The 13,739-nt window shown below is 58.4% G+C and carries 18 protein-coding genes; 8 read left to right on the forward strand and 10 right to left on the reverse strand.

The window, feature by feature from the left end:
- Window positions 1-225 precede the first annotated feature (225 nt).
- A complete protein-coding gene (locus HY247_05530; GenBank protein ID QQG48219.1) occupies window positions 226-1,863 on the forward strand; it encodes a tetratricopeptide repeat protein in 1,638 nt (545 codons plus the stop codon).
- A 19-nt stretch (window positions 1,864-1,882) separates the two neighbouring features.
- Here HY247_05530 and HY247_05535 read toward each other — a convergent pair whose 3' ends face one another.
- The 3 genes from HY247_05535 to HY247_05545 form a co-directional block, all read right to left on the reverse strand.
- Window positions 1,883-2,173 (reverse strand): hypothetical protein, encoded by a 291-nt coding sequence (locus HY247_05535; protein ID QQG48220.1) that lies wholly within the window; start codon window positions 2,171-2,173, stop codon window positions 1,883-1,885.
- 48 nt (window positions 2,174-2,221) lie between these two features.
- Window positions 2,222-2,749, reverse strand: coding sequence for a hypothetical protein (locus HY247_05540; protein QQG48221.1), 528 nt, complete (start codon window positions 2,747-2,749; stop codon window positions 2,222-2,224).
- A gap of 100 nt (window positions 2,750-2,849) precedes the next feature.
- On the reverse strand, window positions 2,850-3,458 hold the full coding sequence (locus HY247_05545) for an NAD(P)H-dependent oxidoreductase (GenBank protein ID QQG48222.1): 609 nt from the start codon (window positions 3,456-3,458) through the stop codon (window positions 2,850-2,852).
- Window positions 3,459-3,517: 59 nt separating this feature from the next.
- Here HY247_05545 and HY247_05550 point away from each other — a divergent pair, with 59 nt between their 5' ends.
- Window positions 3,518-3,865: a helix-turn-helix transcriptional regulator gene (locus HY247_05550; GenBank protein QQG48223.1), complete on the forward strand. Its 348-nt coding sequence runs from the start codon at window positions 3,518-3,520 to the stop codon at window positions 3,863-3,865.
- A gap of 12 nt (window positions 3,866-3,877) precedes the next feature.
- Here the strand turns inward: HY247_05550 and HY247_05555 are convergent, their stop codons facing one another.
- Both HY247_05555 and HY247_05560 read right to left on the reverse strand, forming a co-directional pair.
- Window positions 3,878-4,288, reverse strand: coding sequence for a PIN domain-containing protein (locus HY247_05555; protein QQG48224.1), 411 nt, complete (start codon window positions 4,286-4,288; stop codon window positions 3,878-3,880).
- Between the two features lie 253 nt (window positions 4,289-4,541).
- Entirely contained in the window at window positions 4,542-5,315 is a 774-nt protein-coding gene (locus tag HY247_05560; GenBank protein ID QQG48225.1) for a PD-(D/E)XK nuclease family protein, read from the reverse strand.
- Window positions 5,316-5,380: 65 nt separating this feature from the next.
- On the opposite strand from HY247_05560, the gene HY247_05565 reads away from it, so the two are divergent.
- Together HY247_05565 and HY247_05570 are read left to right on the forward strand one after the other, a co-directional pair.
- The gene (locus tag HY247_05565; protein QQG48226.1) at window positions 5,381-5,833 is read left to right on the forward strand and encodes an SRPBCC domain-containing protein; all 453 of its coding nucleotides are present in this window, start codon (window positions 5,381-5,383) and stop codon (window positions 5,831-5,833) included.
- A gap of 115 nt (window positions 5,834-5,948) precedes the next feature.
- Window positions 5,949-6,236, forward strand: coding sequence for a hypothetical protein (locus HY247_05570; protein ID QQG48227.1), 288 nt, complete (start codon window positions 5,949-5,951; stop codon window positions 6,234-6,236).
- Window positions 6,237-6,246: 10 nt separating this feature from the next.
- On the opposite strand, the gene HY247_05575 is transcribed toward HY247_05570, so the two are convergent.
- Complete coding sequence (locus tag HY247_05575) at window positions 6,247-8,991, reverse strand: hypothetical protein (protein ID QQG48228.1); 2,745 nt, start codon at window positions 8,989-8,991, stop codon at window positions 6,247-6,249.
- Between the two features lie 164 nt (window positions 8,992-9,155).
- Between HY247_05575 and HY247_05580 the strand changes: the two genes are divergently transcribed.
- On the forward strand, window positions 9,156-9,527 hold the full coding sequence (locus HY247_05580; protein QQG48229.1) for a hypothetical protein: 372 nt from the start codon (window positions 9,156-9,158) through the stop codon (window positions 9,525-9,527).
- Window positions 9,524-9,703, forward strand: coding sequence for a hypothetical protein (locus tag HY247_05585; GenBank protein ID QQG48230.1), 180 nt, complete (start codon window positions 9,524-9,526; stop codon window positions 9,701-9,703). The genes HY247_05580 and HY247_05585 overlap by 4 nt, the downstream gene beginning before the upstream one ends.
- A gap of 72 nt (window positions 9,704-9,775) precedes the next feature.
- Here the strand turns inward: HY247_05585 and HY247_05590 are convergent, their stop codons facing one another.
- The 3 genes from HY247_05590 to HY247_05600 form a co-directional block, all read right to left on the reverse strand.
- Window positions 9,776-10,057 (reverse strand): hypothetical protein, encoded by a 282-nt coding sequence (locus HY247_05590; protein ID QQG48231.1) that lies wholly within the window; start codon window positions 10,055-10,057, stop codon window positions 9,776-9,778.
- A 72-nt stretch (window positions 10,058-10,129) separates the two neighbouring features.
- The gene (locus HY247_05595; GenBank protein QQG48232.1) at window positions 10,130-10,531 is read right to left on the reverse strand and encodes a hypothetical protein; all 402 of its coding nucleotides are present in this window, start codon (window positions 10,529-10,531) and stop codon (window positions 10,130-10,132) included.
- A 250-nt stretch (window positions 10,532-10,781) separates the two neighbouring features.
- The gene (locus HY247_05600) at window positions 10,782-11,219 is read right to left on the reverse strand and encodes a hypothetical protein (protein ID QQG48233.1); all 438 of its coding nucleotides are present in this window, start codon (window positions 11,217-11,219) and stop codon (window positions 10,782-10,784) included.
- A 66-nt stretch (window positions 11,220-11,285) separates the two neighbouring features.
- Between HY247_05600 and HY247_05605 the strand changes: the two genes are divergently transcribed.
- Window positions 11,286-11,726, forward strand: coding sequence for a helix-turn-helix transcriptional regulator (locus HY247_05605; protein QQG48234.1), 441 nt, complete (start codon window positions 11,286-11,288; stop codon window positions 11,724-11,726).
- Window positions 11,727-11,996: 270 nt separating this feature from the next.
- A complete protein-coding gene (locus tag HY247_05610) occupies window positions 11,997-12,410 on the forward strand; it encodes a hypothetical protein (GenBank protein QQG48235.1) in 414 nt (137 codons plus the stop codon).
- A 224-nt stretch (window positions 12,411-12,634) separates the two neighbouring features.
- Here the strand turns inward: HY247_05610 and HY247_05615 are convergent, their stop codons facing one another.
- Window positions 12,635-13,408: a tetratricopeptide repeat protein gene (locus tag HY247_05615; protein ID QQG48236.1), complete on the reverse strand. Its 774-nt coding sequence runs from the start codon at window positions 13,406-13,408 to the stop codon at window positions 12,635-12,637.
- Window positions 13,409-13,739 lie beyond the last annotated feature (331 nt).

Consider the following 13,739-nt stretch of genomic DNA (forward strand, 5'->3'; position numbering starts at 1 on the left):
TCAATTTCGCTCGGCTGGCGGGGAGCTTCAGCAATCTATTAGAATCAAGCCGTCGCCCCAGCGAATCGAGCCAGAGCCTTGAGTCGCTCAGCCGCAGGTGCTTCGCTGAAACTCTCTCGACGGCCGGATGACCAGAGTCGCAGGCTCTTCGAATTCCTTGCCGCTTCGTTCGTTCGGGATTACATGCGGGACCGGCTCGCGCTCGAGAGTTCTGGCTGGAGGAGTTTGACTGAAGCGGCGCGAGGCGCGCACATCTCCCCCAGAAACATGTACGGGGAAACGGGCGGCCTGGGGAGTTTCGTCAGGGCCTTGATCCGCGAAGGGTCTCTAGAGGCCAGGGTCTTCCCAAAGGAGAGGGGGAGGGGCGGGCTCGTCTCCAAGCTTAGGGTGGCCTACGACAGGAAGCCAGTCCAGGCCTTCGTCGATTCCCTTGCCCTGGGGAAGACTCTCCGGAGACAGTCGGGAGGGTTGGACAGGACGAAGATAGCCGTCCTGCCCTTCGCAAGCATGAGCCGCAACCCGAGCGATGCCGACTTCGCCGACGGAGTCTGCGAGGAGTTGATTTCTAGGCTCTCAATCGTCAGCGGGCTCTCCGTCATCTCGAGGACCTCGACTCTGGCGTACCGGGCCACCGACAAGACCGCCCCGGAGATCGGTTCCGAGCTCTCGGCCGGGTCCATCATCGAAGGCAGCGTGAGGAAGTCAGGGAACAGGATACGCGTAACCATACAGCTCATCGACGCGAACACAGACGGCCACGTCTGGGCGCAGAGCTACGACCGGGAGCTCGGGGACATCTTCGAGATCCAGTCGGACGTTTCCGAGAAGGTCACCGAGTTCTTGAAGGTCAAGCTACTGCCCTCCGAGAGCCAGAGAATGGGGACGCCCCCCACTAGCAGCACGAAGGCGCTCGCCCTTTACCTAAAGGGCAGGCACTATTGGGGAGAGAGGACTGAGGCGGGCTTCGAGAAGGCGATAGCGTACTTCGAGAAGGCCGTGGAGGCCGACCCTAACTACGCCCTGGCGTACTCTGGACTCGCTAATTGCTTCTACTTTCGGGCAGCCTACGGGTTCGCCGAAAGGAAAGCGGCTTCAAAAAGGGCGAGGGAGATGGTCCTCCGTGCGATCGAACTAGACCCCGACTTGGCCGAGGCTCACGCTTCCCTCGGTTGGGTGATCTATCATGAGATTGACTGGAATTGGAGAGACGCACAGACCGAGCTTGAGAGTGCAGTCCGATTGAAGCCGAGCTTCTCGTCGGCGCACCAGTGGCTCAGCATACTCCTCAGCGAGAACGGGGTCCACGACAGGGCGATCGACGAAGCGAAGAAAGCCCTCGAACTCGACCCGTTTTCGAACGCGATGCAGACGACACTCGCGCAGGCATACTGGATGGCGCACAGAGAGCGCGAAGGCATCGAGGTGCTGGAGCGCGCAGCCGCGGCCAGCCCCGAGTTCTCCAGTTTCTACAACTACCACGCTTACTTGGGGCTGCTCAGGGTGAGCCTGGGACTTTACAGAGAAGGCGTCAAAGAGATGCAGACCGCGGTCCGCCTCAGCCATGGGCAACCCGTGCTCAAGGCTGACCTGGGCTACGCCCTTGGCAAGGCCGGGAAGAGAGTCGAAGCATTGCGAATACTTCACGAGCTCGAGTCCGGGAAGAGAGGGCTCGTGACAACCCTCAATTTGGCGGAGGTGCATTTGGGGCTGGGGAACTTCGACAAGTGCCTGGGACTCTTGGAAGCAGCTCTCAAACAAAGAGTCCCGGACTTCAGGACCCAAGTTGCGGGGCCGATTTTCGGGGAGCTGAGTGAATCCTCCCGATTGAAGAGAATACTCGAGCTGCTTGAAGTACCGCACTAGCCTGCCGGGAGTACAGCTCCTACTTCAAGGCGGAAGGATCTATGTAGTGAGTTTCAGGCTTGCAGACCTTGCAGCGCTTGGCCCCGAACTCGCGCCCGGCGGTCGCTACGCTGTCGACCCAGAAGTAGCTTCCAGTCCTCCTCTCGTTGAGGATCACCTTGACGTTGAAGTTGTCCGTGGAGATGCACGTTGAGTTGATCTTGTGCACAATCGGGTCGCGAGCGGTGTCCTTGATTACGATGTAGCCGTCGTCGGCGAGCCGAAGTTTGCGCAATTCCTCGAAGGTCGTAATCTCCTTGGACTCAGCCACGACCCACTTAGAAGCTTCCCCGTTATCTTCTTTCGCAGTGGAAACGGTTCAGTTCTTCTTCGGGTTCCTTTCCCCGAAGTAGCGGTCGTACCTGGCCTGAAGGCCTTTCAGCCTCTCTTCTTCCTTCTCTAGTCTCTGCTTCTTGGCCTGGAGCTCTTCAAGGATGTCAGGGGTGTCTCGCCCAAGAACTATCGCATCGAGCCTGCGGAGACTGGCGCTCATCTCCTGAAACTGGTTGACCGTAGAATCTGTTGCTTCGAGCGCTTGCTTGATGCTGGACTTCAGAGAGGTGTGAAGGTTTGCAATGTCCTGGGACGTCCGGACTTCGTTGAACGAAGGCCCGCAACGCCCGACGGCGTTCTTCAGCGCGCTGCGATGGCTAGACCACGAATCGCCCTCGAGCTTCATCAGGCTGGCCTCGAGAGGCCGGAATATCACGCCGTAAGAGGTGAGGAAAGATTCCTGGGTAGCCTGGGAGTCCGCCCTCAGGTCATCGCAAATTTTCCTCTGCTTGGCGATTTGAGCGAGGACCTCCTGCTCGGCCTTCTCCAGCTTGAGAAACTCGCTGTCGGACATCCGGACTACCGAAGCCCTCTCCCCGGCCTATAATGGGGTTTACGGAGATGTACTAGATGTAAGGGCAAGATCAGCGTAGGATACGTGACCAGGACGGGGCCTAGGCGCTGACAGGTGTGGTCTGAACGGAACCAGCGACCTCTGCAATTCTGGTTCGCTCTAAGAGTTGCGCCAGAAGAGCCTTGACGAGTTCCTTGGTGGTCTCGTCTTGCAGGATGAGGCCCTGAGAGAACTTCTCGTGGGCCTTTGCCACTAGGACCTGGGGATGGTTCAAAGGATGCATGTCAAGGTCGACCATTATCTGCCTGAGATGTTCCTGCGCTCTGGCGCCTCCTGTAAGTGAAGTAGAGGCGCTCACTATAGCCGCCGGCTTCCCCTTCCAGGAGTTGTCCCCCCAAGGCCTGTTGCCCCACTCGATTGCATTCTTCAGGACCGCGGAGATGCTGTGGTTGTACTCAGGGGTGGCAAAGACGATCGCGTCGGCAGCGCGGACCTTCTCCTTGAACCTCTTGACCATGGGAGGCATCTGCGACTCGGCGTCCGGGTCGTAGAGTGGGAAACGCGAAACGTCATGGATCTCCATGGAGACACCCTCGGGAAGGAGCCCCATCGCAGCTTTGAGCAGGGCCGTGTTGAATGAGCCCTTCCTGCCGCTGCCCGAAATGGCGAGGATTCGTGCGGAGTTTGTCTGAAGGGGTGTCGCTAACATATCGTTAGTTGCTAACAGAAAGCAAGTTTATAAAACCCGATGGACCCGGTGTCTACCAGATGACATCGCTGTCAGTTGCCCAAGGGGAGGAGATCGCAACCCCTGAAGTCTGCTCACTGGTCCGCGGGATCAAGAGGGCGGGCTCGCCCTGGCACCTGATCGTGGCGGCGTACCTCCTCGACGGGCCGAGGAGGTTCAACCAGATATTGGCCATGGGGAAGAGCGGCTCTCTCAACTCCAGGACGCTCTCAAGGGCCCTACGACATATGGTCGACAGTGGCTTCGTCAGGAGGAAGGTGCTCGACACCCAGCCGTTCGCGGTGGAGTACTCGCTCACGCCTCAGGGGGAGCGCCTCAGGGCCCTCCTGCAGGCCTACAGGGACCTCGACCCTCGGATAGAGGCCTGAATCTCTTTCCGTTCACATGCCGAGCCACACTACGCCAGAAAGTCCCTTGGAGTGTGGGTCGCCCGTGAGGACCTCTGCCTGCTTGATGCACGCAGTAGCGAGCACAATCTCATCAGCTAGGCCGGGCTTGGACAGTCCCCTCTCCTTGGCCCTCTTCGTGAGGTCGAGCGATGCCCTTGCGGATTCTTCGGCAACGGGGATGTTGATCCCGAGCACCTCGGTAGCTCCGTTTGTCAGCGACAACCAGTTTCTGATGGACGACTGCCCTTCGCCTGCCCTCAGGTATTTCGTTGTAAGCTCGGCCGGTATCACGTCGGGTGTGAACGCCTCATCGGAGGATTCTATCCGCTCTTTCGCGACCTCACCGGCGGCGCTCGCCTTGAAGATCTCTACCCAGGCGTAGGAGTAAACCAGGGTCTTCAAGTCGGTCTGACTCCATGAAGACTCTAGACTTCACGTTGTCATCCCCGAAAGCAGACTCGAGAGCTTCGTTTCGAAGTCTCTTGACGAGGACGCGTATGGTCTAGTCCATGTTCTTGGTGTGAAGGGTCTTCTGAAGCGCAGCCAGTTTCCTTACAGTCTCCTTCGAGACCTTCACAGTTGTTGATGCTCCCACTTCGCTCACCGAGCATAACGGTATACCCGTACATAAGAACCGTTGAAGGATGCGGGTCGTTCAGGGGCCTTTGAACAGGCTCTTCGGGCAGACCGGGTTGTACTCGCAGGCCCTGCACTTGCCCACGCTCGTGCTGGAGGTGGGCTCCCTCTCCCCGAGCCAATACCCTCGGGTCTCCATGACGTTCGCCACTGCCGCAGACCTGTCATGCGGAAGGAGGTGCACCTTCATGGTGTCCTTGTACATGGCCTCAAGCTCCACCACCTTGTCTGACTGCAGACGCTCAGACACCCTCTCGACCCAGAGCCTCCGTTCCTCATCAGAGAGTCCTTCGGTCCTCAGTCTGACAAGGGCGAGCCTGAGCCGGGAGCAGTCGAACCCCATCAGATCCAGAAGCAGCGCGTAGATCCGGATCTGGGCCATCTGGTCCGGCCAGAGGGAGGTCGGGTCGCCCCTGGTGGTCTTGAGCTCGACGAGCCAGAGAGGCTTCCCCTGGGACCAGACGATGTGGTCGGGCATCCCCACTATCCTGAGGCCCCCGACGCTTCCCCAGACTCCAAGGACCGCGAAGCTCGGCTTCTTCCTCTCTACCAGGCTGGCGAACTGTTCCTTTGTGATCGGCTCCTGGGGGATGAGCTCGTTGTGGAGCTCCGTGCCTGTGCTCTTTGCCTCAGTGGGAACCTCGCCGAAGGCGAACTCGTTCTCCAGCTTGTACTCGCAGTAGAACTGCTCCGCGATGGAAGAGACCGCTACGAAGGCAGTCTTGTGCCGGAATTCGGGCTTGGCGGACAGGCGGAATCTCTCTTCGCGCTTCCAGAGGTCGTCCCAGAACACAGCCGAGGCCTCAGCACCTGGCTTGGACCTCGTTGGTTAAATCTACCCTGGAGCGCCACCGATGCGTGGTTTCCAGAAAACTTGTGATCAGCCAGAGTTACTATTACGATTCTCCCCCGGAGACCGTGTTCAAAGCGCTGACCGAGCCGAGGCAGCTGGTGAAGTGGTTCCTGGGGAAGGCGAAAATCAAGCCGGTCGAAGGAAGCACCTACACCTTCACTTGGAGAGGAGGGAGCAGCCACACGGGCATCGTCAAGAAGGTCGTCCCAAACAAGAAGCTGGTGCTTACCTGGCCTGACAGAGTGAAGGGCAAGAAGTTCGAGACCCAGGCCTCGTTCACCCTTGCGAAGAAGGGGAAAGGGACTCTCCTGGAGGTCAAGCACACGGGATTCAAGGACGGCGACGACTGGCTCTGGCTCTTCGGGGCGATTCAATCAGGCTGGGCCTACTTCCTGACCAACCTGAAGTCCGTGCTGAGCCAAGGGGTCGACCTACGGTCGGTCCACGACAACCCTTGAGTTTCGCAAGGCCAAGCCGCCGAGGGCAAGGGCGACCTCCAGCCTGGTGGGAGAGAGCTGGGTTGAGACGGAGGAAAAGCAGAAAAAAGCCTTCGGAGGGCGTTGGCGCTGAGCCTTGAGCGAAGAGCAGTTCCGTGAATGGGTAAACAGGAGGTCGCAGCTTCCTCTCGCGGTCAAGGGGCACAGCTTCGTGCTCAAGGGAGACAACGTCATCGCGGTCGACGGGGGTAAGTTCGTCTACGAGGAGGCACTGGAACTGGTGAAGATGCTCAACTCCAGGAGCCCCCTCGCGCAACTGAACGCTACCTTCATGATCTCCGAGCGGAACGGGGCCCTCAGGCTCATCGTGATCGGATTGATAGCGGTGATCGTCGTGGTCGTCATCATCCTCGCCAGGCGCTAGTCCAGGTTCGCTAGGGCTTCACCGTGACGTAGTACAGGTAAGTGACCCCCTGGGCGGGGACTACGAAGACGCCGAAGTTGAGGTCTCCTGAGCTGTCGCTCCAGGAATAGACGGTGTGGTCGACGCTCCCGGGGCCGTAGGTCGTTATCAGGTTGGCCACGAGGGCCTTCGTCTGGTTCTCTCCCGCAGTGCTCAGGGACAAGCTGCCCTGGCTGATGTAGACCGTCGGGTTGACTGAGGTCGCGTTGACCAGGCCGTACCCCTGGGCGGCGATCAGAGCATCTACTTCATGGACCAGGGCCTCCCTGCTGGGAGTCACCCCGGTCGTGGAGTTGCCCGCTCCGAGGTCCTCAAAAGCCGCCACCGCGCTCGGGCCGACCCCGACGGCGCCTGACGAAGGGTTGACCGCAGTCATGAAGGGAAGCTGGGTCACAACTCCTGAGCTGCCCGGGTTCGTGTAGACCGCCACGAAGTATGTGAGCTGACCTCCTACGGAGTAGAGGAGGTAGGAGCCGAACCTGTAGTTGGGGAGCAGGGTCAGCTGGGTCCTAACCTGCTGGTTGGTCGTCAGGGCGTTCTCCGCGGCCGTGGGGCCGATGATCAGCGCCGACTGAGAGGGGTTCTGGTAGAGGTAGACCTGCCCCAGCCTGTCCCCGCCGTAGGCTATGTAGAGCGCCCCCAGGTTCTTGCTGACTACGCCTTGGTACTGCGCGAGCTGCAGACCTACGAAGTATGTCTGGTTCCCGACCGCGAAGGGGATGTACTGCACGCCGCTGTCCCCAGCCCTCTCGTAGAACTGGGTGCCCGACCGGAAGACGAAGGGGTCGCTGATGTGATAGATGAAGTCGTAGTCGAGCTGCCCCGGCACGTCGGGCGAGCCGAGGAGCTGTTCAGGATACCTGAGCTGGGGGACGAGCCAAGCGGGAGGGGCCGTCCAGCTGCTGTAGTACTTCTGGTAGAACTTCGTGATGAAGTCAGAAGAGTTCGTCCCCAGCAGGTTGGAGACCGTGTATCCCTGCACCGCCCCGTCCTGGATGTTGACGAGGGCCACGCCGAAGAACCTCAGGTAGGGGCTCGCGGAGAACCCCGACCGCAGGGGGTAGTCGATGTAGACCTGCACAGCGTAGAAGAGGCTGTGACCGTCTGATACGATGTAGGCCGAGGGGTCCATGGTGAGGCCCGGTATGAGCAGGTCCCCGACCCTTGAGAAGACGTTCCTGTTCCACTGCATGTCCACGGACTTGCCGGAGAAGGCGAAGCCCAGCTGCGCCTCCGCGAAGGTGAACCACATCGACTTTTGCCAGCCGTCCAGCACGTAGTCGGGCGCTCCGGCGTAGGAGGCGTTCTGAATCTCGTCGTAGCCCTGGACGTGGAGGTACACGTTCTGGTTGAACCCGTCCCCTTCGCCGTAATAGATCGGGGGCTCGGAGCCGATGCCGTAGGCGCTCTCAGTCGGGATCACCGAGCCGTTGTGCGTGTTGATCACGAGGACTTTCGCCGCGTGGGTGTAGATCAGGTGCTCGCTGATCCAGTCAGTAGAGGGGAAGGTGGGAGTCGTCGGCGAGACCCAGTACTCTGTGCGGTTGTAGAAGACGATCTCCGAGCTGGCGAGGCCCATCCAGTTGTAGGCGCCTATCTCCTTGGTGTTGGTGACCGTCGCTGCCTGCTGGTCCCACTGCCGGACGAGGTCCAGGGTCGTCATCGGGTTGCTCGTCGGCAGGCTCGTGATGTTGTTGACGTGGATCCCGTCGAGGCCAGCGGCCCACCTCGTGACAGCGATCTGCTTCTCGGTCTGGGGGTGCCACGAGTAGGCGAGGTAGTTGTTGTTCCAGTTGAAGAAATAGACTGCGCCGGCCGCCACCTGGACGAGCAGGAGTATCACGAGGACGACGGCGACGGCCTTGAAGAGCTTCAGCGTCGGTGCCTGGGCGTTCCTCCTAGAGAGGGAGGCGATGCCTAGCGCAGTGAGAAGGAGAGCGCTCCAGGCTATGCCATAGACGTAGGGCGTTGCTATGTTCATCAGCCAGTAGGGCGCGCCCAGTATGACCTCGAAGAGTATGGCGGCAATCAAAGTGAGGAAGTTCCTGATCCAGACGTCGCTCTTCCGTATGGCAAGGTTGGCCAGCAGGCGGAGCAGAGTCCGGACCGCCAGGACCAGGAGGACGGCAGAGAGAGTGTAGGAGAGGACGGCGTACTGGATGGACATCGAGGGCATGAGGGCCACGAACCCGGCACCGGACGCCGGAGCGAAAGGGAGCGTGAAGATGCGCGGGAGGTCAGACCAGCTCCCCAGGCCCATCGACATCATCATGATGGGATTCATGATCTGGCCTAGGAAGGGGAAGCCCCCTGCGGCGGTGAAGAAGTAAAAGCCCATCGCCCACTTCAAGGTCTGCCAGAGGGCCCAGAGCCAGACGTTCATCTTCTCGCTGAGTCTCAGCCCTCCCTGCTCCGATTCGTATGGCCTCGCGAGCCTCTGGAGCACAGTCCCAAGCCTCCACAGGTCGCTGCCTCCGGGCTTTGGGTGCACGAGAAGGAGTGCGAAGAGCCCCGCGGCGATGAAAGTGTACTCGTGGTAGAAGACGATGCCGAACCAGTCGAGGCCCGCCTTGGTTGAGTAGACCGACTCGGCGATTGACCACTGCAGAATCACCCATGCTATCGCCAGGACTATTGCGACCGCGATCAGAACAAGGACGAGCCGGGTCGCCCACTTAATCAGCCGGGAAGGTCCAACCGCGGAGTCAGACTCCAACTCAGTCGGAGGCCCGCGCCGTGGTTATTTAGAGTGGCATCTCAAGGAGCCAGGACAGGAATCCTCTCAACCAGTTTCGTGAATTGCGTCTTGGCGAGAGTCACCTCTGGAGTGAGATTGTCGTGGAGTTCCTCTTATATCGTGGGCCTTGGATATGTGTAGTAATGGCTCCGATTGAGAAGCGGGTCCATCACGACTCCGCATACCAATTTATCATTGGAATCGCCTTGATAACTGCCTTTATCCTGTTTTACGGCGATGTATTGTTCTCCAATGTAGGGACTACGAGTCTCTCCGCCTCCCTGGAGGCCGTAACATCGACCTTTGGTACGCTCGTTGCAGCCGTAGTCGCATTCTACTTTGGGCAGCGCCCCACCCAGACCCTCGCTCAACAAGTTCAGGACTTGACAGGTGAGCGGGAAGGTTTCAAGACGGCAGCGACCAATGCCTTGGGCACATTCCGATCCACCGAACAGGTCGTCCAGACGACGCAGGAACAATTGGAAACGATTAAGAAGATGCTAGGGATAGAATGACTGACATGGGAACCGAGAAAGAACAGATTGCTAAGAAGCTGAAGGATCTGGCGGATGATCCCAAGAAACTCGAGCTGATAGCTGCTCAGATTGCAATTCTGTCAGCCAGCCTGGAAACCGCGAAGGTCAAACTCCGGACTAACAAAGTCGAGTTGGAAAAGCAACTTCTGGCATAGGTTCCGTCAATGAACGGCCGTTGGAAGGAATGAAAGAGGAGGATGGGACGCTTCGTTGGGGACGGTTCCAAGTCATGAGAGTCCGTTGTTGTAAACTGTCCTGACGAGCATCTCGTTCCACCCGGGGCTGGGGGAGAAGTCGTTTCCATAGTCCCCTTCGTCTCCCCAGTGGGAGAGCTCGTGCAGCAGAATCACAATCAATGTGGTCGCGACCTCGTCGACCAGGTTCCTCTCGAAGTTGTCGATGAGGCTCGGCAGGCTTATCCTCACCCTGTTGTCCGTAATCTCGCCTATCACATCCCGCGAGGCCCCGTGGAGGTAGGTCAACTGGTAGTCGTAGGAGAGCCTGCGCATCCTCGTTGAGGCCCCGTTCCCTGATGTCTGGCGCTTCCCGCTTGAGGACGTCTCAAGCCACCCCGGGACTCTCTATCTGAAGTGCCCCGGCTCGGGTTCCCTTTCCGCTGGGAACAGCTTGTAGTAGGTCGGAGGGACTGGGCTTTCTGGCATGTCGATTGATTCGGCGTCCCAGGCGTCCTCGGGCCTGACCTCTCTTCCTTCGAGGCCTGCGAGGATCGTCCTCAGCCATGGGAGCGACATCTCATGGTTGTAGAGCTTGCCGCCCTGGTCTATGGCGGTCTGGACGAGGGTCCTCTGGTACTCGACGCCGCTGGAGTCGAACTTGTGTGTCTCTGTTGGTGGAGATGCCGGAACTGTGTTTTCGACTCGTGGCTCTTGGTCCGCCTCGACCTCTGGCTCAAGCGCCTGGTCTGGGTCCCAGCGCCCGGCTGTCGCGGGCTTGCTGACGGTTCGCCTGATTCGTTCGAACATCGCCAGTGGTATCGTCCGGAGGGCATTTGATACACCACTTTTGAAAGCCAGGCCAGCCCGCGTTTAGCTTGGCTGAACGGCTTCGTCAAGTGTGAACTGTCTTTCTTTCTGGCCAGGCGTTGTAATGTCGCAGAACTGAGATCTGAGACGCTCAAACGGGGGAGCAGCTGACGCAGCAACCCTGAGGAGGCTGAAGGAAGTGCGTTACTTCCCATTCGGACGTGTCTCGCTTAGTTTCTTGTGGACCTGATCAGCCGACTCTTCCTGCGAAGTGCCGGGCTACTGCAGGAGTCAGCAGCAGACCCAGGATTACGAAGTGAACCACGATGTCTATGGGCAGGAGTACGATTGCTGGCCCGAAGAAGGCGCTTACGGCCCCGAAGGCCCCGCCGTACGTGGTCACCCCCGCAGCGAGCAGGAGGTCGACTAGTCCTGCGACGTCCCACACAAGGGCGAGGGCGTACGTCCGAACGCCCCCCCTGCCTAGCATGTAAGCAACGGGAAGCGCTGTCAGCCCTACCGTGGTATCGCCGATGCCGAACGGCACCGCAAAATAAGAAGGCAACTGCCCGTTGAACCCGGCGACTATCAAGAGAGACCCGAGAAGCCTCAGGACTAAGATGACCATCAGGTATCGGGCGTATCGAAGCGTTTTGGGCATCGCCGTAGCGCTCGAGGTTGACTGCATTACTCTCTGACATCTGGTATCGAAAAGTAAGCGATATAAACTCGCACTAACAAGTCTGTAACCGACTTGCAAGAGGAGGAGTTCATCCTCGCAGTGGAGAACTACGCGAACCTGCGCCGCTGCCCGATAGCCACCGGTTTCAAGGTGCTGGGCAAGAGCTGGTCGGTCGACATCCTGAGGGAACTGGTCTTAGGGAGGACCAGGTTCAACGACATAATGAGGCACTCTCGCGGAAGCAACGCCAGGATGATTTCACTCCGGATGCGGGAGCTGATCGAGCACGGCCTCGTCGAGCGGTTGGTCGCCAGGGAGGACCCGGTCCTGATACAGTACAATCTGACTGCGAGGGGGAGGGACTTGATCCCCGTGATGTTCGCGATGGCGAGCTTTTCCTTGAAGCACTTCCCGGAGGAGGTCCTGGCTGACGGGCTGGGCAGGACACCGGACCAGGTAATGAGAGAACTTCGTCGTCCGCAGTCTCTTCGAAATCCGACTTCAGGCCCCTAACTCAGTTACCAAAGGGCCACGCGCCATGAATGGCCCCCTCCAGGCTAACCATTGGCTGCTGAATGCCCTGCCAGGTTTGATACCGCCGGGAATGAATACCGCTGTCTTAGCTTGTGCCATGACGACACAAACTACCTGACGGCCCGTTCTTACCCGGCGAGGGTGTGAACGAGAGGCCGAAATTTGAGCGCGGCACCATGAAATCCTAACCTTATCCTGATGCTCGCGTTCTCGACCTTAAATACGAACTTCGAGACTCGCAAAGCGCACGTGAGACAGACCAGCGGGCCCGTTCCTCCGCTCCGAGCAACCGCCGCGGCGAGTCCTATGGATTCGATGGAGAAGATGATTCCGATGGTCGACGACATGACCTTCTGGCTCGTCGTGAACGTGGTCCTCTTCCTTTACGTGGGAATCTTCCAGCTCGCCTACGGATACGGCCCCGGCACGTTCCTGTCAGCAGGGGCGATTTTGCTTGCGGTACTCTACCTCGTGCTCTGGATGTGGGGGAAGACGAACAAGAAGATGGCCCGCCAGGCGATAATGATGATCTCAGGGCTTGCGGTCCTGGGCGACCTCGTCGTCATTGCATGGCTGAATCATGGAGGCTTCAGCGGGACCAGCGCCCTCCTGGACTTCGCAGGGATTATGTTGTTCCGCTCGACATACAAGCTCAAGGGTTAGGTTCGAGCGGCTAGGCCTTCTCTTGCGATGACGGCACATGCCTCGGGAGTCTTTATTCCGACCCGCCGCTCACCTATGTTAGCTCAAATCCATAGATTTTGGAACCGTCGGCTCGAAGAGGGGCCTGGACCCGCACATAACTACCGGAGGAGAAACCTCTTTGACAAGCTGCTTGCAGCAGAGAAGCTGGCGCAGTAGCCTAGCAGACTAATCCTATTGCTCGACTATTCCAGCCAAGGCGAAATCGTCTCCTGCAACTCTTTCGTTTTCCGAGTTCCGTCATCGGACCATTTGCAAGGGGAACGATAAAGATCGCGACCACCAGCGAACAAGGGGACCTTGCGCTGGCGCTCCCCTCCGCATTGCTCCGTTACAAACCTCCTGAGTACCGCCTTCTCCTCCTCAGTACGATGTGAAGTGACAGTGTACCAGAAATGAGCAAACTGACAGAGAACCCGTCTGTCAGCACCGTCTCGGATAGCACGTACAACTCTTGCGATACCATCATCGCCTCGCCCCTGACTCCCCATGACTCCCAGATATTTGATAAGCAAGTCGGGATCTATTGGGTCGATTCTCAGCGCTCCTTCAATGGTCTCTAGCACTTCCGACAACTTGGCAGCATCTTCGAGTGCGATTATCTTGTTGGTGTAGTAGCCGCGCTCACTTTGACCCGATTCGATTGCTTTGGTGAATTCGAGCAGAGCCTCGTCTTCTCTCCCCGAGAGCCAGAGCACGACGCCTTTGTTATTGTGAATGTGGGACGTATTTGGGGATAGGGAGATTGCTTTGTCGTACACGACGATGGCTTCGTCCTTTCTGTCCATACTGGACAAAGCATTACCCTTGTTAAAGTTGTAGTCTGGACGCTTGGGCTCTATTGCGAGGGCCCTGTCGAATTCATTAATTGCATCTTCATTCCTGAGGACGAACCACAGGGCCACCCCCCTGTTGTTGTGGAGGTCGGGATTGTTAGGGTCAGCCTTTCTCTTCTTCATAATCGTCGATAGCACTCTTGATTGCCTTCAGCATTGCTGCCTTCGGGGACCGATGGCAGAAGGCCCTAAAACTCCTCATCGCCCCAACCTTTCTTCACGTGGCCATGAGAAATTTCCGAACTGGCCCGTTCTGACAAGGCCTGAATGCAACAAGTTGTATCACCTATTGTCTTCGCGGCTTTCTTGCGTAACTCATCCGGCTCAATATGAAACTCTCTCGGAGAGAGGGAGGTTTTCGCATGCGTGCTCCAAGTTCTTAGAGGGTGGTGTTATCAAACATTCATTTGTTGATTTGTCATGGTCCAGTTAGACTTGACCCCTTAGAGAAAGA

This window comes from archaeon (assembly GCA_016432545.1).
Classification (GTDB): Archaea; Thermoproteota; Nitrososphaeria; order Nitrososphaerales; family Gagatemarchaeaceae; genus UBA183.

Bases quoted from the DNA above. Each gene is read 5' to 3' on its own strand.
- HY247_05540 (QQG48221.1), bottom strand. From the start codon at position 2,749: ATGTCCGACAGCGAGTTTCTCAAGCTGGAGAAGGCCGAGCAGGAGGTC.
- HY247_05545 (QQG48222.1), bottom strand. From the start codon at position 3,458: ATGTTAGCGACACCCCTTCAGACAAACTCCGCACGAATCCTCGCCATT.
- HY247_05550 (QQG48223.1), top strand. From the start codon at position 3,518: ATGACATCGCTGTCAGTTGCCCAAGGGGAGGAGATCGCAACCCCTGAA.
- HY247_05580 (QQG48229.1), top strand. From the start codon at position 9,156: ATGGCTCCGATTGAGAAGCGGGTCCATCACGACTCCGCATACCAATTT.
- HY247_05585 (QQG48230.1), top strand. From the start codon at position 9,524: ATGACTGACATGGGAACCGAGAAAGAACAGATTGCTAAGAAGCTGAAG.
- HY247_05590 (QQG48231.1), bottom strand. From the start codon at position 10,057: ATGCGCAGGCTCTCCTACGACTACCAGTTGACCTACCTCCACGGGGCC.
- HY247_05595 (QQG48232.1), bottom strand. From the start codon at position 10,531: ATGTTCGAACGAATCAGGCGAACCGTCAGCAAGCCCGCGACAGCCGGG.
- HY247_05600 (QQG48233.1), bottom strand. From the start codon at position 11,219: ATGCAGTCAACCTCGAGCGCTACGGCGATGCCCAAAACGCTTCGATAC.
- HY247_05615 (QQG48236.1), bottom strand. From the start codon at position 13,408: ATGAAGAAGAGAAAGGCTGACCCTAACAATCCCGACCTCCACAACAAC.